This window comes from Saccharococcus thermophilus, assembly GCF_011761475.1.
Lineage (GTDB): Bacteria > Bacillota > Bacilli > Bacillales > Anoxybacillaceae > Saccharococcus > Saccharococcus thermophilus.
Window position 1 is genome coordinate 1231686 of sequence record NZ_JAASRS010000001.1, and the last position, 16744, is coordinate 1248429.

Annotated in this window: 16 protein-coding genes and 2 pseudogenes; 2 read left to right on the forward strand and 16 right to left on the reverse strand. The window is 45.9% G+C overall.

The annotated features are described in order from the left end of the window. Positions 1–48: 48 nt before the first annotated feature. From BDD39_RS06300 to BDD39_RS06340, 9 genes and pseudogenes are all read right to left on the reverse strand, one after another. The gene (locus BDD39_RS06300; protein WP_166909108.1) at positions 49–633 is read right to left on the reverse strand and encodes a TetR/AcrR family transcriptional regulator; all 585 of its coding nucleotides are present in this window, start codon (positions 631–633) and stop codon (positions 49–51) included. A 22-nt stretch (positions 634–655) separates the two neighbouring features. Beyond that, positions 656–1521 (reverse strand): annotated as a pseudogene (locus BDD39_RS06305) (thiolase family protein). A gap of 80 nt (positions 1522–1601) precedes the next feature. Beyond that, positions 1602–2003, reverse strand: a complete 402-nt coding sequence (locus BDD39_RS06310) for a MaoC family dehydratase (protein ID WP_166909110.1) — start codon at positions 2001–2003, stop codon at positions 1602–1604. Continuing rightward, positions 2000–2449: a MaoC family dehydratase N-terminal domain-containing protein gene (locus tag BDD39_RS06315; RefSeq protein WP_043904844.1), complete on the reverse strand. Its 450-nt coding sequence runs from the start codon at positions 2447–2449 to the stop codon at positions 2000–2002. Before BDD39_RS06315 ends, BDD39_RS06310 begins: the two co-directional genes overlap by 4 nt. Positions 2450–2470: 21 nt before the next feature. Further along, positions 2471–3235, reverse strand: coding sequence for a beta-ketoacyl-ACP reductase (locus tag BDD39_RS06320; protein WP_166909112.1), 765 nt, complete (start codon positions 3233–3235; stop codon positions 2471–2473). Positions 3236–3274: 39 nt separating this feature from the next. Next, a complete protein-coding gene (locus BDD39_RS06325; RefSeq protein ID WP_166909115.1) occupies positions 3275–4453 on the reverse strand; it encodes an acyl-CoA dehydrogenase family protein in 1179 nt (392 codons plus the stop codon). Positions 4454–4664: 211 nt separating this feature from the next. Further along, a complete protein-coding gene (locus BDD39_RS06330) occupies positions 4665–5432 on the reverse strand; it encodes an NAD-dependent protein deacylase (protein ID WP_166909117.1) in 768 nt (255 codons plus the stop codon). A 62-nt stretch (positions 5433–5494) separates the two neighbouring features. Continuing rightward, positions 5495–6151, reverse strand: coding sequence for a YcnI family copper-binding membrane protein (locus BDD39_RS06335; RefSeq protein WP_166909119.1), 657 nt, complete (start codon positions 6149–6151; stop codon positions 5495–5497). Positions 6152–6169: 18 nt separating this feature from the next. Then, a complete protein-coding gene (locus BDD39_RS06340; RefSeq protein ID WP_166909121.1) occupies positions 6170–7816 on the reverse strand; it encodes a copper resistance protein CopC in 1647 nt (548 codons plus the stop codon). A 281-nt stretch (positions 7817–8097) separates the two neighbouring features. Between BDD39_RS06340 and BDD39_RS06345 the strand changes: the two genes are divergently transcribed. Next, positions 8098–9519, forward strand: coding sequence for an amino acid permease (locus BDD39_RS06345; protein WP_166909122.1), 1422 nt, complete (start codon positions 8098–8100; stop codon positions 9517–9519). On the opposite strand, the gene BDD39_RS06350 is transcribed toward BDD39_RS06345, so the two are convergent. From BDD39_RS06350 to BDD39_RS06380, 7 genes and pseudogenes are all read right to left on the reverse strand, one after another. Beyond that, positions 9489–10583: a permease gene (locus BDD39_RS06350; protein WP_243846001.1), complete on the reverse strand. Its 1095-nt coding sequence runs from the start codon at positions 10581–10583 to the stop codon at positions 9489–9491. The genes BDD39_RS06345 and BDD39_RS06350 overlap by 31 nt on opposite strands. A 220-nt stretch (positions 10584–10803) precedes the next feature. Next, complete coding sequence (locus BDD39_RS16745) at positions 10804–11106, reverse strand: TIGR04104 family putative zinc finger protein (protein WP_166909124.1); 303 nt, start codon at positions 11104–11106, stop codon at positions 10804–10806. 41 nt (positions 11107–11147) lie between these two features. Beyond that, complete coding sequence (locus BDD39_RS06360; RefSeq protein WP_166909126.1) at positions 11148–11336, reverse strand: dienelactone hydrolase family protein; 189 nt, start codon at positions 11334–11336, stop codon at positions 11148–11150. 538 nt (positions 11337–11874) lie between these two features. Next, a pseudogene (locus BDD39_RS06365) lies at positions 11875–12428 on the reverse strand (IS256 family transposase); the annotation flags it as partial. A gap of 354 nt (positions 12429–12782) precedes the next feature. Further along, on the reverse strand, positions 12783–12986 hold the full coding sequence (gene copZ / locus BDD39_RS06370; RefSeq protein ID WP_166909128.1) for a copper chaperone CopZ: 204 nt from the start codon (positions 12984–12986) through the stop codon (positions 12783–12785). A 19-nt stretch (positions 12987–13005) separates the two neighbouring features. Then, entirely contained in the window at positions 13006–15399 is a 2394-nt protein-coding gene (locus BDD39_RS06375; RefSeq protein ID WP_166909130.1) for a heavy metal translocating P-type ATPase, read from the reverse strand. Between the two features lie 13 nt (positions 15400–15412). Beyond that, on the reverse strand, positions 15413–15724 hold the full coding sequence (locus BDD39_RS06380; RefSeq protein ID WP_166909132.1) for a metal-sensing transcriptional repressor: 312 nt from the start codon (positions 15722–15724) through the stop codon (positions 15413–15415). Between the two features lie 268 nt (positions 15725–15992). Between BDD39_RS06380 and BDD39_RS06385 the strand changes: the two genes are divergently transcribed. Further along, complete coding sequence (locus BDD39_RS06385) at positions 15993–16445, forward strand: DUF3888 domain-containing protein (RefSeq protein WP_243846002.1); 453 nt, start codon at positions 15993–15995, stop codon at positions 16443–16445. The last annotated feature ends 299 nt before the right edge of the window (positions 16446–16744 follow it).

The window sequence follows — 16744 nt, forward strand, 5'->3', positions numbered from 1 at the left end:
TTTAAAGAGATTGAAAGACAGAAAGAGAATCGACGGCTTCTCTTTCCCCTATTCTTCCTTCAACGATTCGCGATTTTTGATTCCGTTTAAAATCAAATCGACGTAAATGTCTGCTAACGCTTCTTCCGATATTTCTCCGTCCGGCTGAAACCAGTAGTAACTCCAGTTTGTAATGCCTAAAATGCCAAATGTGATCATATCCGGAGTCAGCGTCGGCTTAAATTCGCCGCGGGCGATTCCCGCTTCGATCAACTGCTGGTAATGTTCCCGGAACGCCCGCCGCTTTGCTTTAATTTCTCGCAAATGCTCTTTATGCAAATGCCGCATTTCGCGGAAGAAAATGCGTGCGCTTTTCCGCCTTGCTTTAATATTGCGAATGAGCATATAGACGATTTCGTACAGTTTTTCCGTGCAACTTTTCTCCGCATCTTGCAAAATGCGTTGTTGCTGCTGCAAAAGATCTTCGATATAGGAGATGCATATATCTTTTAGCAGCTCTTCTTTGCTTTTGTAATAGTAATAGAATGTTCCTTTCGTTACTCCCATGGCTTCGACAATTTCTTGCACCGATGTTTCTTTAAATCCTTTGCGGTCAAATAGTTCGATGCTTGTTTCGATAATTTTTTCTTTCATGATATCGACTCTCTCCAATGATTTATTCTCGTTCTATAATCGTGGCGATGCCTTGCCCGCCGCCGATGCACGCTGTTATGAGCGCGTATCTTCCGCCTGAGCGCTGCAATTCATACACGGCTTTCGTGATTAAGATCGCGCCGGTTGCACCGAGCGGATGGCCGTGGGCGATCGCGCCGCCGTCCGTTGATGTTCACTTTTTCCGGATTCATGTTCAACTCGCGGTCGCAGGCGATCACTTGGGCGGCAAACGCTTCATTGATTTCGATCAAATCCATTTTTGATCGGAACGGTAATCGGGACGATTTGCTCTTTAAAACGTTCTTCCTGCATCGCCCGCACCATTTTTTGCTGGCTTCTTAGCGCGAATTCGTCCTGTTCCTCTCTGCTGATTCCGTATTTTTTGACAAGGTTTTCCGCTGTAATTCCCATTGGCGGATCGCCGATTTCTTTTGGCGACAACTGCGACTTGCGGAAACTCGGCGGCGTTGAACTGTACGGTTTTTCCGGGCGGTCCATTAAGTACGGGGCGCGGCTCATGCTTTCCACTCCTCCGGCGATATACACATCGCCCTCCCCCGCGCGGATCGCCTGCGCTGCCAGGTTTACCGCGTTAATGCCGGAACCGCATTGTCTGTCCACGGTAAGGCCGGTAAGCTCAAGCGACAACCCTGTTTGCAAGGCGGTAAGCCGCGCGATATTTCCGCCGCCGCTTAACACGTTGCCCATAATGACGTCGTCGACCATTTCCGGACCAATGTTAGCCCGCCGCATCGCTTCTTTGATCACTTCCGCACCAAAAATATGCGCTGGCACGGTCGCTAATGCTCCTCCTTGTCTGGCAATCGCCGTGCGGACGGCGGAAACAATGACCGCATCTCGTTTCATGTATGTCACTCCCATCCGTTTTTATAAAAATCCCGGTAACAAAAGGGCTTTACTGTTACCGGGATGAATGTTGCCACCGATTAATAGATAGAAAACACGACTTCTCCCTTGACGACTTCTTTTCCGTCTTGATTGACGGCCGCCACATCAAAACGCAATGCCCGGTCCTCTTTTTCTTTCACCGTCGCTTTTAACGTGACGACGTCATTTAAAAATACCATGGATTTAAAGCGGACGGAGTAGTCTTGCACAAATCCTTCTTCATAATATGGGGTAAACAGTTTGGCAAGGTTGCCCATCGTCCACATTCCATGGGCGATAATGCCCGGCAGCCCCGCTTTTTTCGCCTCTTCGTCAATCGTATGAATCGGATTGTAGTCGCCGGAAGCGCCGGCATATTTAATGAGATCGAGGCGGGAGACCGGCGGAAGCTTGACTTCTGGCAACCACTCCCCTACTTTTAATTCGCGGATTTTCGTCATACGACCATCGCCTTTCTCACTGCTTCCGTAATAATAATTGTCGAGGTGGACGTAAAAATCACGTTTCCGGATGGGTCTTCCCCGTAATTCGTGATGACTAAAAACCCAAGCTCGCCCATGCTGCTTTTCTTTTCATAGTAATCTTCCACTTTCGCATAGCAATACAGCTCTTCCCCAACAAACAACGGTCTTTCGTAATGAAACCGCTGTTCGCCGTGAATCAATCCTTTGCTTGGGAGTTTCAGCCCTTCAATCACGCCGTAGTCAAACACCCTTGGAAATGTCGGAGGAGCAATGTTTCTTTGGTAGCGTGACTTTTTCCCCGTTTCCTCATCCCAATAAATCGGATGCGGATCACCGATCGCTTCGGCAAACTTTTTCACCGCTCCCCGTTCGACGACGTTTTTTACTTTATTGGAGCATTTTCCGATATGTTCGGCAAACATGCGTCGTTTCCTCCCATTCCGTTAACATTTTGGACCTCCGGCTACGTATAGCACTTGGCCGTTAATAAAGGAAGATTTTTCATCGGCGAAGAACGCCACCGCCTGCGCGACATCTTCCGGCTTGCCGCTTCGTCCGACCGGAATGTTCGTGACGCTAGCCTGAATTAATTGTTCAAACGAAATGCCTAATCTTTCCGCCGTTGCTTTTGTCATATCGGTTTCAATAAACCCAGGAGCAACCGCGTTCGTGGTGATGCCAAACTTGCCCAGCTCGATCGCCAGCGTTTTCGTAAAGCCTTGAATGCCTGCTTTCGCCGCCGCATAGTTCGCTTGCCCGCGGTTGCCAAGCGCGGAAGTGGAAGAAACATTAATAATGCGGCCGTACCGTTTTTCTACCATGTATTTTTGAACGGCTCGCGCGCAGTAAAACGCGCCTTTGAGGTGAACATCCATTACCGTTTGCCAGTCCTCATCCGTCATTTTAAACAGCAAATTGTCGCGAATGACCCCGGCGTTATTGACGAGAATATCGATCGATCCGAATTGATCGACAATTTCTTTTACCGTTGTTTCGACTTGTTCGCGATCGGTAACGTTCGCGACTTTTGCATATACTTCATAGCCTTTTTCGCGCAATTCACTTGCGGTGGCGTGCAATGCTTCTTCATTTAAGTCGATGAACGCCACTTTCGCTCCTTCTTCGGCAAAACGCGTAACGATCGCCTTGCCGATTCCGCGGCTTCCCCCTGTAACGAATGCGACTCTTCCTGTAAATCTTTGGCTCATGTTTGCTTCCCCCTTCTATCCGATAACGCTTTCAAAGTTTTATAGAAATTGCCCCAATTTAACATGCCCTTTGAGCAAGTTTCTCGCGATAATCATTCGCTGAATTTCATCCGTGCCATCATAAATGCGCCAAAGTCTGGCATCACGATACCAGCGTTCGATCGGCATTTCTTTCGTATAGCCCATGCCGCCGTGAATTTGCATAACGCGGTCAACGACGCGGTTGCCCATGTTGGCGCCGAACAGTTTGGCCATCGATGCTAAATGGCGGTTGTCCTCGCCTTGGTCGAGCGTGAACGCCGCGTTTAACACGAGCCATTTCGCCGCTTCTATTTCGACAGCCGAATCGGCGATCATCCATTGAATCGCTTGTCTTTCCGCGATCGGCTTGCCAAATGTCACGCGCTCTTTCGCATAATCAATCGCCATTTGCAGCAGCCGTTCCGCCGCTCCGACCGCTCTCGCGCCGACAATCCAGCGGGCATACCCGATCCACTCCAGCCCGAGTTTATAGCCGCCGTGCAGCTCCCCTAAAATGTTTTCTTCCGGAACGCGCACATTCTCAAAGATTAAGCTGGCAGGTGTCGCCGGCCCCATCGTATGTATCGGTTCGGAACGCCAGCCCATCTCCCGGTCGACGATAAAACAAGTAACCCCTTCCCGTCCATTCGTTGCTTGATGGCGTTCTTTGTCGGTAATGGCGATGACCATCACAAAATCGGCTTCATTTCCGCCGGTGATAAACGTTTTTTCCCCGTTGAGCACCCATTCGTTTCCATCTTTGACCGCGGTCATTTTAATATTTCTAGTGTCTGACCCCGCGCCTGGCTCCGTCATGGCAAAGCATGATTTTTTCTCGCCATTAATGGTCGGAATCAAATATTTTTTCTTTTGTTCTTCATTCGCGTAATAGAGAATATTATCCGCCGACCCGCCAAACCGGAATGGAACAAACGTTTTTGACACTTCCATCGTCACAATCGCCTGCATGACGTGCCCAAGGTTGGCGCCGCCGTATTCTTCCGGTGTATTAATCCCCCAAAAACCCGCTTCTTTCGCTTTGAGCTGCAATTCTTTCAACTTCTCCTCAGACAGCCCCGGTTTCCCTTCCCGTTCGTTTCGCAATACTTCGTTTTCTAACGGCATTAATTCTTTTTCAACGAATTTGCGAATGGCCTTTTGCACCATCCGCTGTTCATCAGTAAGGCGCAAATGCATGTATGTCCCCTCCATTTCCCTCTCTAGGCCTCGTTTCATCCATATAAGCCAGTACAGAACTCTACAAATTATACCAACCAGTTGGTATGTTAACCCTATTATATTCCCAAACTTCAAAAAATACAATATTTTTTAATTTTATATAGAAACAATTTTTTCTCGTTTAGGTCAACAATAATATAGAAAAGAAACAGGTGCGTCCGCCGATCATTCAGCGCGCACCTGCCATATATGAACGCACTTTTGCCACTGTTTCTCCAATTCCGCCATGAATGACAAGGTCAAATACGTCATCCATTCTTGTTGGTGTTTTATTAATGATTACTTTATATGTACCGGGGGACTGGGAAGCTACGTAAAGAGGGATTTGATTGACCGGCGTTACTTCTAGGCTTGTGCCCATCGCGATCAGCAAATCACTTTCTGCCGCCGCGGCGAACGCTTCTTCGATTCTTGGCACTAATCCGCCAAACAGCACCACATCTGGTTTTAAAATTTCATTGCACTTATTTCCATTTGCCGCTTTCCGCTCGCACCGCGGAACATCATGGCTGTTGATAAACGCTAAATCATACTTTTCGCCGCATTCCGGACACGTTGCCGTCTGCAAAGTACCGTGCAATTCGATGACGTTGGTGCTCCCCGCCTTTTTATGCAGCCCATCGATGTTTTGCGTCAAAATGGTCACCTTTTTACCCATCTCTTCTAATTGGTGAAGGAACCGATGACCATCGTTCGGCGCAAAATTGCCCATTAGTTTTAACGAAAACATCCGTTTAAAACGATGCCAAAAATCAATAGGATCTTTTTCAAAGTAGTATTCGGACAAATAGTATTCGACATTTTCTTCCTGCGCATAGATCCCATTTTCGCTGCGGAAATCGGGAATTCCTGATTCCGTGCTCATTCCCGCGCCAGTCAAAACGGCGATCGAGTCGGCGCTAGCGATTCGTTGTGCAAGCTCTTTAATGACATCCATGCTTCTCTCCTCCTTCAACAAAAAAGCCCCCAAAAAATGCGGGGGACTTTTCTAAGTTCATTTTACGCTCTTTTTTTCAGGAAAGCAACGATCGAAACGATCAGAGCAATGACGGCAATCACCATGGTAGCGATCGATAGCCCGTTTTTGTTTTGCTCGTTGTTGGTTTTATTTTCTGGCTGAGCCTGATTCTGCGCCGCCTGTTCGCCGTGGCTGTGCGTATCGTGGCCGCTTTGCGCCGTGGCCGCTTGGCTGATTTCCGTTACAGAATGAGGAGTTTGTGAGTTTTCCGTTCCCGTCCACTCGACAATGGAGCCGTCTTTATAATATTGATACGCATCCCAGGCAACTTTCCCTTCCTTATCTGGGTTTTTCGCAATAAAGAAAAACTGTTGAAATTGTCCTGGCAACAGACCTTGCCCTTCCGCAGTCCATGTGACCGTTTTTACCTTTCCAGACGCGTCTTTATCCAGCGTCACTTTCCAGCCTTGCTCTGGTTGATAGGATACGAATTCCATGCCGTCCGGAATTTTTAATGTGACTTTCGTCGTTGGAACATCTTTTTCCACTGGGATTTTAACCGTATACGTTTCCCAAGCGCCAGGCGCGGAGATGTTCGGCTTTACCGTCACATGAGCGCTGGCGATTCCTGTGCATAATAAAAAGGTTGCCACCATCAAAACAAGTACTTTGGAAGTTTGCGACCATGCTTTTTTCATTATTGAATCTCCTCCTATTTATTGGCTTCCTACATAACAAGCAAAAGTGGCGTCCGCGCTTTGCAACGACGTTGTCAGGATATGCACATGAACATTCCACCGTCCGGCCATGCTCATCGTTTCCTTTGCCTGATAAACACCGGAAGCAATTTTTAATGCTCGAAACGTTGTTTCTCCCATATCCATTTCTTTTGACGCCAATGTAACCATTACTTGCTCAATATCCTGAATAGCTCTTCCCTTCGCGTCTTTGATCTTTATTTGAAATTGATTTGTCCCTAATACATTGGGGGTAATATGCAGTGTCACTTGATAGCTTCCGGCTGCCTTCGTTTGCGTAAAAGGTCCCGGCGAAACCGCTGCGGGCGGCAAATTCGTCAACATCGCGGCAAGCAGCATCGCGCCGATGCCGAGGCCAAATTCAGACCATACCGTTATTCCTAATACGTTTTTCTGCTTGCGCCCCAAAATCCAGTTCACCGCCGCCAACATAAGCATAACGACAAGAAGGAGCACTTTACCGAGAAGCGCTTTACCATATATCGTTTGAAACAGTGCGTCCAACGTTGGAATTTGTTGTAAAGCAGCGTAAATGCCTGTCATCATTAGAATGGCGACCAATCCAGCTGCCCAACACGAAAAACGGCGGACTGCTTCCCAATATTTACTTTTCTCGGTTCCTGGCATGTCAAAAGGCAAAATCGCAGCTATGATCACTAAGCATCCGACCCAAACGGAAGCGCTAAAAAGATGAAGAAAATCCATCACACGAGCAACAAGCGGATGAGACGAAGCTGCCGCGTGGCCCGTCCACGCTTTGGCGAAAAGAATGCTGGCCCCAAGTACGAATGAGACAATCGCCCATCGTTTCGAATGGCGCTCCCTTTTCCCAAACATTGCATATCCAACAACAAATAATAAAAATAAGAGCACGCATTGAATCATCCATATGGTCCCAAAAGACGTATGAAGCAGCATCTTTTTCACAAGCGCGCCTTTTAGCGCCTGAAGCCACGACACATCCGCCTCCACCGTAATTTGCAACGGCAAACTCAACAGCGTCGCTAGCGCCGTTAGACTATACGCCGCCCAATACAACACCTTATCCCGAGCCGAAAACCGCCATGCACCCAATGGAAGATATATAAACAATTTAAACCAAAGCAAGCTTAAAAATAGCGATAGACCTATGTAAAAAAGTCCGCGAATGATGATCATATCGAATTTGGGAACATAGCTGTTTCTTTCCGAATCGGATAATGCGCCATTATCGCTGCTTTGGCCGATTTGAAAGGGGATCGTCCCTTCGACAGGATGGCCGTCGCTAGAGACAACTTTCCATTTCATTACATATACTCCATTAGCCAAACGATTCGGCACATTCCCTTTTAGCACATGCGGATTGGTTGCATCGATGCGAACATCATGCAAGCGAATCTCTTGTCCTCTTTGATTGAGAAGTTTGAGCGCATAAAAAGTCGATTGGATGTTTTCATTAAATTCAATGCGAATGGTTTTCGGAGCTTCGACCAACTTTTCATTTACCTTAGGCGTCGTTGCGACAATGTAAGCGTGGGCCAACGATCGGACAGGAAGCGATGCTAACACGGTTAAACAGAAAATACTTATCCATCCCCACCGTAACGCCTTTTGCCAATATGACAAATCATTCCCCCTCTCTCGATAGAGTGAAACAACTGCACTTATACCATGACCGCACTGTACGGCCAGTATAGCAAAAGAAGGTGAAAGAAATGTGAGGTGATAATGAAAAAAGCAAGAAATGTCCTATATAATCAACAGAAAATAACCATTATTCGCAATTGATTAACTTTATTACTTTATTATATTATCACTTTACCAAACTAAAATAATACGATATGATGAGAAAGGAATGAAAGTAACCATGACTCACAATAGAGACATAGTAATAAGGAGGACATATGATGGCTGCAAAAAAATGGGGATTATGGATTTTAACCGCCTTCGTCGTTGGAAACATGGTCGGCGGTGGCATATTTATGATTCCGGCAAGCCTAGCACAAGTAGCAAGCCCAATGGGGGCAGCGCTCGCCTGGCTCGCAACCGGATTGGGCGTCTGGATGATTGCGCTCGTATTTGGCAGTCTAGCAACAAGAAAACCCGATCTTAAAGCAGGACCGCAAAGCTACGCGCAAGCGATGTTTTCTTCGCCAAAAGCAGGAAACATCGCAGGCTACAGCATGGCGTGGGGATATTGGTCGGCGAACTGGGCGGCCACTGCGTCCGTTATTATTTCGTTTGCCGGCTATTTAAGCACGTTTTTCCCGATCATGCAAAGCAAGCACGTACTATTTACGATAGGATCGTTTCCATTGGAAGCCGGAAAAGCACTGACTTTTGCGGTATGTACAACGGTATTGTGGGGAATTCACTGGATTCTCGTCCGCGATTTTCAACGCGCCGGAAACATTAACATTTTGGCGACAGGAGCGAAAGTGATCGGATTCCTTCTTTATATTGTCGCCACCGTTTGGGTGTTTAACGCCGCAAACTTAGGAAGCGGGTTTGCCTTTGCGGATAAAAACGGACAAGCAGTGTCCGTACCAAGCCAAATCAACGGAGCGGCGATTACCACGCTATGGGCGTTTATCGGCATTGAATCGGCCGTCATGCTGTCAAACCGCGCCAAATCGCCGAAAGACGTGAAAAAAGCAACATTGTTGGGACTTGTCATTTCTGTTCTCATTTATATCGGAATCACGTTATTGACAATGGGAGCTCTTTCACAGGAGGAGTTAAAACAGTCGCAAAAACCGCTCGTAGACGCGCTCTATTCCGTTATCGGAAGCAACGGAGCGTACATCATGGCTATCTTGGCGCTCGTTTCCCTATTCGGCTCGACGATCGGCTGGATTGTCGTCAGTTCGGAAGTTCCATATCAAGCGGCAAGAGAAGGATTATTCCCTGCTTTCTTTGCCAAAACAAACAAGAGCGGCAGCCCGACCCGCTCTCTGTTCATCACGAATTTCATGACGCAAATTTTTCTATTTTCGACCGTATCGGGAACGATGAACGAAGCGTACAATTTTGCCATTGTCGTCGCGACGCTTGCCTACTTAGTTCCGTATCTCGTCTCGGCCTTGTATCATTTGAAATTAATCATTACGGGAGAAACGTACAAAAATGCGAAACAAATTCGCATGCGCGACGGCATCATTACATTGGCGGCGCTAGTATACTCGATTTGGGTCATCAAAACGGGAACAGCGGATTGGTATACATTTTTCTTAGGAATCGGTCTATTTGTAGCGGGGTTGGTATTATATCCATTCATCATGAAACCAAAATCGCTCGATCACAAGCAGACAGAATTAAAAGGAGCGTAAAGGGGCCAACGAAAATCGTTGGTCCCTTTTGCTTTTATTTTCTCCCTCCACGCTATCTTATTCGCTGGCTTATACATCATTAGATGCACGCTGATGAACACGACGGAAGTAATCAAAACAAGCAAAACGAGCACAAATCTAACTCGAAATGAACTCAACAGCATAATCGTATTTTTCAAGTCAATCATCGGTCCATAAACTAAAAATGCGAGTATAGAGGTGACCGGAAATAAACTTTTAAATGAGGCCGCGATAAACGCATCCGCTTCTGAACATAATGATAAGAAATAGGCAAGCACCATCATGACAATTGTCTTGCCGAAATCTCCATCACCAAAAAGGAACAGAGATTTAGTATGTACATAGGTTTGCATGAACGCGGCAAAACAAGCCCCGATAATTAAATACTTTCCCGTATCAAAAAACTCATCAATCGAATGTTTGAGCACTTCCTCCAATCGGTGAAACAATGACGCGCGTTTCACATGTTCCCGCACATCTGATGCAGCGGCAGTTTTCAGCTGGTTAGACGGAAATAAAAAGCCAATGATAAAGGCAATGATCAAAGCGTCCACAAAGCCAACCCCCATTCGCAACGCCGCGATGGTGCCATCATTTCCAAACGCCATATACGTTGCCAAAATGACGATCGGATTAATTAACGGCCCCGTCAACAGAAAGCCGACCGCGGCATGCAGCGGCACTCCCTTTGCCACCAGTCTTCGCACAATCGGTACAATTCCGCATTCGTACCCAGGAAACAAAGCGCCAATCACACACCCCATCATGGCAGCGAGAAACCGATTTTTTGGAATCCAGCGCCGAATTTGCTCTTCCGTAACAAAAATTTGGATACATCCGGCAATGATCACACCAATCAGCACAAACGGAACCGCTTCAATGATAATGCTTAAAAGAATCGTACTAAATTGTTGAAAAGAAGCTGGGAGCTTCATCGACCATGCCGCTCCTATAAACTGACTGGCCAACATGAAATAAGCAGCAATCGCAATCACGACGATTCCTGTTACATCAATCAACGTAGAAGAAAGCCAGCGATACATCCCCTTCTTCCCCCTTCGCATTTTTCATTCAGAGCGTTAAAACGTAATGATTCCTATTTACAAATTATATGCCTATTGTTTCTATTACATGTCTACTTTTTCTATCTTTATATGCCGATCCACTATGAGGAATGCGCCTTGGCAACAAAAAAAAAGGCCGAAATGACGGCCTTTTTACAATAAATTTAACGGAAATAGCCATTCACCCATTCTATCATTGTCACCAAAACGGCTCTTCTTCATCAACAAAAGTGTAGAAAAATGGCAATAGCGCCATGATGCTTGCTAAAAGCACGAAATAGATGATAAAGGTCCATAGAAAGGATATTCCGAAAAATGGCAAAAGCAATAATACTAGCAACGGAAGGATGAGCACAAATGACGCTTTTTGTCGTGATTCCGCAGTCGGATACAACTTTGTTTTGCAATTTGGACAAATAAACCTTTTCCATCCAAATAATACCTTTATCGCGCTTCTCCAACGGAATGAATAATGGCATTTGCAGCAAATCGGCAGTTTCATGGAACACTTTCCTTTCGTTGACCTTATTCGCGGGAATATTTTTAGAAAAATAGTTTGGAAGCTTGGCGAATCCTATTTTCCAAAGCTTCCCGCTCTAACAAATTAGGACACCATACATCGAAACCATATTGCGCAAGCGACTGTCCAACATCGCGCATATGCGAATTGATTCCATAGATTTCATGAATGAGAACAACGGCGGTATCAGATTGATTATCAATGCGAAACATAGGCATCCCATCTTCCTCTGTAGTAAATTGTACTAGTTTCCTGTTAATCAAAACGCACCCTTTTTAACTAATTCTTTAACAAAGGGATTTATGTTATAACTAAACTATCATATTTTTTCATAATTGGGAATAACATTTAAAATTCTTTTAAGAAATTAGGTGGATTACATGAAAAATATTTACTCAATAATTTTTTTGTTGGTCAAGTCCAAATTATTGTGTAAATTCCCCTTTGATAGACAACATGGACCTGATGACTTGACGTATGGTAGGTAAGACCGGTAAGTCTCCCTGCCGGTCGCCTTCCCGGACAAATGATCATGTTGTCAAGGAACAGGCGTGTCAAGGAGCTTTCGCGGCATATCCTCGCTTCGCTCCGGTATTCCACGTTCTCCTTGACACGGCGTAGAGGTTATCCCACTTTCTTGATCGCCGGAGCCTCCTGATTCACCGATCGGACTCCTTGCTCTTTCGTTTTCCGCCACTGCCAATATTCAGCCATATCCAAGTATTTGCGCCCTGACATCCATTTTTCATCGATTTCGATCAACACGGCTCTGGAGCGTACTCGTCCATCCTCCCGGACTTTCGTATAAATAGCATCTACTAGCACAAACGGATACACGTGTTCATGAAGGGAACGGTAATTCCAGTCTTGGATAATCGGATCCAGTCCCTTGCACAGTGAGGAGACAGTGGACTTGGAAAACGAAGTGCCGCATAATTCCTCCGTGATTAGAGTGATTTTTCGGGTAGACACCCCGTTTACCACCATTCCATTAGTGCCAGTACCAGTGCTTGTTCGCTCCGTTGATACCGTTGGAACAGTTCCGTAGAGAACTCCCCATCTCTTGTCCGTGGAACGCGCAAGGTCAACCGTCCCACCCGGGTCGTCAGCTGGCGTGGATACGAACCGTTTCGATAGCCTTTTCGTTCTTCCGTTCGTTCATAACGGCGAGCTCCCAGCTGTTCTTCTACTTGTGCCTCGAGGATTTGATTGAGGACTTGTTCCAATAGCTTAGCTAATCCCTCATCTCTGGTGAATAACCCGTGCAAAAGTTCATCATTTAGGGTAATATGATATTGAGCCATGGTTGCATTCCTCCTTATGTTTGGTGTTTTTGGTCCACTGTTTATTCTGCCAAAAGGGAAGCAACATGGCTCTTTTTCTATTTCCCTTTTTACACAATTATATGGACTTAACTGACAATGAACTGTATTCATATTTAGATGAAATTCAAAATGATACTACGATTAGAGGTTATAAAATATTCAATATATCTGAAGGGAATAAAGCTGTCGTTCTTTCTTTAGGTGGAGATTACTCTAAATATGTTTTTCGTATTTTCCCCATAGAAAAATCCCCTCCATAGTAGACAGATTAATTGGCTTTCTTTTTTCTGTCTACTATAAGGGGATCATATCAAAGAAAGAGGAGGCTCTCGTTTACTTCACATCATACCCTTGTTCTTCAATCGCTTCTTTCAATTTGTCCAAGCTGATTTTCGTTTCATCGTAATCGACATCAACCGTGCCTTTTTCCAAATGCACTTCGACGCGGTTGACTCCTTCTAGCTCTTGTAAAGCGTTCGTGACTGCCATTTTGCAATGGTTGCATGTCATTCCTTGCACTTGTAATGTCGTTGTCATGATGAATTCCTCCTTGTTTTTATAGTTTCACGCGCTTCAAGCGAAGTGCGTTTGTCACTACCGATACGGAGCTAAACGCCATCGCCGCTCCAGCAATCCAAGGTTCTAACAGCCCAGCGGCGGCAACCGGTATGCCGATCGTATTGTAAAATAGCGCCCAAAACAAGTTTTGCCGAATATTGGCCATCGTTTTGCGGCTTAGCTCGATCGCCTTCGGTATATGCGTCAAATCGCCGCCGACTAAGGTGACATCGGCCGTTTCGATGGCAACATCCGTTCCCGTGCCGATGGCTATGCCGATATCGGCTTTCGCCAAAGCAGGAGCGTCATTAATGCCATCACCGACCATCGCCACCCGTTTGCCTTCTCGCTGCATCTTTTCGACAATGTTTGCTTTGTCCTCAGGAAGCACTTCGGCGTATACATGGTCGATCCCCACTTGTTTGGCAATCGCTTTTGCCGTCCGTTCATTGTCGCCTGTCACCATATACACATCAATCCCAAGCTGTTTCAACGCTTGAATTGCTACTTTAGCATTTTTTTTGATCGTATCAGCGACGGCGATGATGCCGGCAAGCTGTCCATCAATGGACACGAGCATCGCCGTTTTTCCTTCTATTTCTAATTGTATCATTTTCTCTATATGTCGAGAAATGTCGACGTTGTTTTCTTTCATTAATTTTCTCGTTCCAACGAGAACACGTTTGCCATCGATTACCGCTTCAATACCGTGACCCGCAAGCGCCGCGAAGTGCTCAAACGGCTTTACTGCGATTTGTTGCCGTTTGCCATATTCGACAATCGCCTGCGCGAGCGGATGCTCAGAACCTTTTTCCGCCGACACGGCGTATTGTAGCATACCTTTTTGAAACTCAATGACATCCGTTACTTCCGGTTTTCCTTTTGTCACCGTTCCTGTTTTATCCAATAGCACCGCATTGATTTTATGCGTTTCCTCCAGGTACTCCCCCCCCTTAAAGAGGATGCCGTGTTCCGCTCCTTTTCCGGTACCAACCATGATCGATGTCGGCGTGGCCAAACCGAGGGCGCATGGACAGGCGATGACAAGTACAGCAATCGCGACTTCCAGCGCTTTTGGCAAATCGCCCGGTGCGACAAAAAAGTACCAGACAAAAAACGCCAACACGGCAATACCAACAACAATCGGCACAAAAATTCCGGAAATAACATCGGCCATCCGCTGAATCGGCGCTTTCGAACCTTGAGCTTCTTCGACAATTTTCACGATATTCGCCAAGGCTGTGTCTTTTCCGACCTTTTCCGCCCGAATCGTAAGAGTGCCTGTCGTGTTGATCGTTGCGCCAATGACGCGATCTCCTTCTTTTTTATCAACCGGAATCGATTCCCCCGTAATCATCGATTCGTCGACAGCGGATGCTCCCGCAATCACGATACCATCCACCGGTATTTTTTCGCCCGGCTTGACGACAATCGTGTCGCCAACTATGACTTGTCCGAGCGGAACCTTAACTTCTTTGCCGTTGCGAAGAACGAGCGCTTCCTTCGCCTGCAAGCTTAACAATTTCGAAATCGCTTCGGTCGTTCTCCCTTTCGCTCGCGCCTCAAAATATTTTCCGACAAGCACAAGCGTGATGAGCACCGCACTTGTTTCAAAATATAAATTTGGCATATAGTGAGGGTTTCCAATCGTTTTGACCGCTTCCGCCAAACTGTAAAAATAAGCGGCGGACGTACCGAGCGCGACAAGGACATCCATGTTCGCGCTTTTGTTTCTTAACGCGCGATACGCGCCGACATAAAAAGGACCGCCAACATAAAACTGCACGGGCGTCGCGAACAGAAGCTGCACCCACGGATTCATCAGCCAATTTGGCACCGGCAGGCCAAGGTCAAACGGCAGATGCGCAATCATCGTATACAGAAGCGGAAGCGATAAAACAATCGAAATCATAAGCTGACGCTGTTTTTGCTTCAGCTGTTCCTCTTTGAAACCTGCGCTCTCTTCTTCCTTCCGCACTTGTCCTTTGTAGCCAAGTTTTTTGATTTTTTCTAATATGTCCTCAACTGATAGGATGCCTTCCTCATATTCCACAACCGCGCTGTTCGTTGCTAAGTTGACCGTGGCGCGTTCTACCCCTTCCATGCGTTGCAGTCCCTTTTCAATGCGGGCCGCACAAGCGGCGCATGTCATGCCTTCAATATCCAACATTACCTTTTCGGTGGCAACGCCGTATCCGAGCTTTTCGATTTTTTCTTGAATGTCATGAAGGCTTTGTTTCGTTGGGTCATACTCGATCGCTGCTTTTTCCATTGCTAAATTGACGTTCGCCTTGACTCCATCCATCTTATTGAGCACTTTCTCGATGCGGCTCGAACAGGCGGCGCATGTCATGCCGGTAATATGCAACGTCACATGCTTTTTCTCGCTCATCATGCTTCCCTTCCTATTTGGAGAATTGGCTGATAACGTTCATTAATTCCTGAATCGATTCGTCGCCGTTGCCTTCGCGAATCGCTTTGGCGACGCAATGCTGGACGTGACGCTCTAACAAACTCAATCCGACTTTCTGCAGTGCTGCTTGAATGGCAGAAATTTGAATTAAAATATCGATACAATAGCGGTTATCCTCAACCATTTTTTGCACGCCGCGCACTTGTCCTTCAATGCGCTTTAAGCGCCTCACAATGCTCTCAATTTCTTCTTTCGTGCGCGGAACCATTTTTGGATTGAGCTGATTCTCTTCATGGTGATTCATGCATTTCACCTCATTCAATAGTTCTATATACATTATACCGGTAATGGGTATGAATAGCAAGCGATTAGAACGCCTTAATCTTTTCTAACATAAAACTCCTTTAGCTGCTTTGTCGTTAATGCAAGAATGAACCGCTTGTCATTGATAATCCGTGGTACATTGCGAACAATTGCATGGTTTTTCCTTTTTACGAGTTTTCACATACATATACGTCCGTTGGCTAAAAATAATATAGCGAGCCATTACTATGATGAAAAGAGGCACTGTTATGCTTTCCAAAAAATTATTGCTCCTCCTTTTTGGCATATTTCTCGTTGTGGGAACAAACAATGCAGAATCAAAAGTTAACCAAGCGGCGGCAACTGCCGAGCAATTAGAGGATCTTTCCATATACTTTTTAACTCCTTACATCACGAAATCTGTTTTAAACTATTATGGAAAGAAATCGGGAACCCAATGGTGGAAGGCGAAAATAATAAACGTGAAAAATTTAGAACAAGAGAGCAATTACCACTTTCTGATCACTGTTCAGGTTGAAACTTTTCAAGGGGCTCATAATCCTCCTTACGCCACGGACATAATGACATTTCACATCAAAAATGATCGCATCACATTGATTCGTTATCAGCATTATAAAGAATATACATACGCACAGGATTGCTGGGCATGTTGGCCATTTTTCTATAGGTGGGAAAAGATGTTTTCGATTATGTTTGAGTGATTTTTACTGCGTTCCGACCGCATTTTAGTGTCGATAAATGCAACATGGTCAAAATGTGGTCGTGTAGTCAAGCCAATGTCATCACCTTCAAACAAAAAAAAGCGGGAGCAATCCCGCTTCAGCTTGCCGACAAATCCGACAAGCTGATCATTGATACATCAATGCACATAAAAAGCCTAACCACTTTGGAAACATATAAACTACTAAGGGGCGCTATCATGATCTCCAATTTGATGGTTATGCGTGAATCACGGCATCGCTCCTCTTTTAGAACACCTTATGTAACATAACGCTACCAA

What these genes read in the sequence shown, in the direction of transcription:
- BDD39_RS06300 (WP_166909108.1), bottom strand. Translation starts at nt 633, where the DNA reads ATGAAAGAAAAAATTATCGAAACAAGCATCGAACTATTTGACCGCAAA.
- BDD39_RS06310 (WP_166909110.1), bottom strand. Translation starts at nt 2,003, where the DNA reads ATGACGAAAATCCGCGAATTAAAAGTAGGGGAGTGGTTGCCAGAAGTC.
- BDD39_RS06315 (WP_043904844.1), bottom strand. Translation starts at nt 2,449, where the DNA reads ATGTTTGCCGAACATATCGGAAAATGCTCCAATAAAGTAAAAAACGTC.
- BDD39_RS06320 (WP_166909112.1), bottom strand. Translation starts at nt 3,235, where the DNA reads ATGAGCCAAAGATTTACAGGAAGAGTCGCATTCGTTACAGGGGGAAGC.
- BDD39_RS06325 (WP_166909115.1), bottom strand. Translation starts at nt 4,453, where the DNA reads ATGCATTTGCGCCTTACTGATGAACAGCGGATGGTGCAAAAGGCCATT.
- BDD39_RS06330 (WP_166909117.1), bottom strand. Translation starts at nt 5,432, where the DNA reads ATGGATGTCATTAAAGAGCTTGCACAACGAATCGCTAGCGCCGACTCG.
- BDD39_RS06335 (WP_166909119.1), bottom strand. Translation starts at nt 6,151, where the DNA reads ATGAAAAAAGCATGGTCGCAAACTTCCAAAGTACTTGTTTTGATGGTG.
- BDD39_RS06345 (WP_166909122.1), top strand. Translation starts at nt 8,098, where the DNA reads ATGGCTGCAAAAAAATGGGGATTATGGATTTTAACCGCCTTCGTCGTT.
- BDD39_RS06350 (WP_243846001.1), bottom strand. Translation starts at nt 10,583, where the DNA reads ATGTATCGCTGGCTTTCTTCTACGTTGATTGATGTAACAGGAATCGTC.
- BDD39_RS16745 (WP_166909124.1), bottom strand. Translation starts at nt 11,106, where the DNA reads ATGAAACTGCCGATTTGCTGCAAATGCCATTATTCATTCCGTTGGAGA.
- BDD39_RS06360 (WP_166909126.1), bottom strand. Translation starts at nt 11,336, where the DNA reads ATGTTTCGCATTGATAATCAATCTGATACCGCCGTTGTTCTCATTCAT.
- copZ (WP_166909128.1), bottom strand. Translation starts at nt 12,986, where the DNA reads ATGACAACGACATTACAAGTGCAAGGAATGACATGCAACCATTGCAAA.
- BDD39_RS06375 (WP_166909130.1), bottom strand. Translation starts at nt 15,399, where the DNA reads ATGAGCGAGAAAAAGCATGTGACGTTGCATATTACCGGCATGACATGC.
- BDD39_RS06380 (WP_166909132.1), bottom strand. Translation starts at nt 15,724, where the DNA reads ATGAATCACCATGAAGAGAATCAGCTCAATCCAAAAATGGTTCCGCGC.
- BDD39_RS06385 (WP_243846002.1), top strand. Translation starts at nt 15,993, where the DNA reads ATGCTTTCCAAAAAATTATTGCTCCTCCTTTTTGGCATATTTCTCGTT.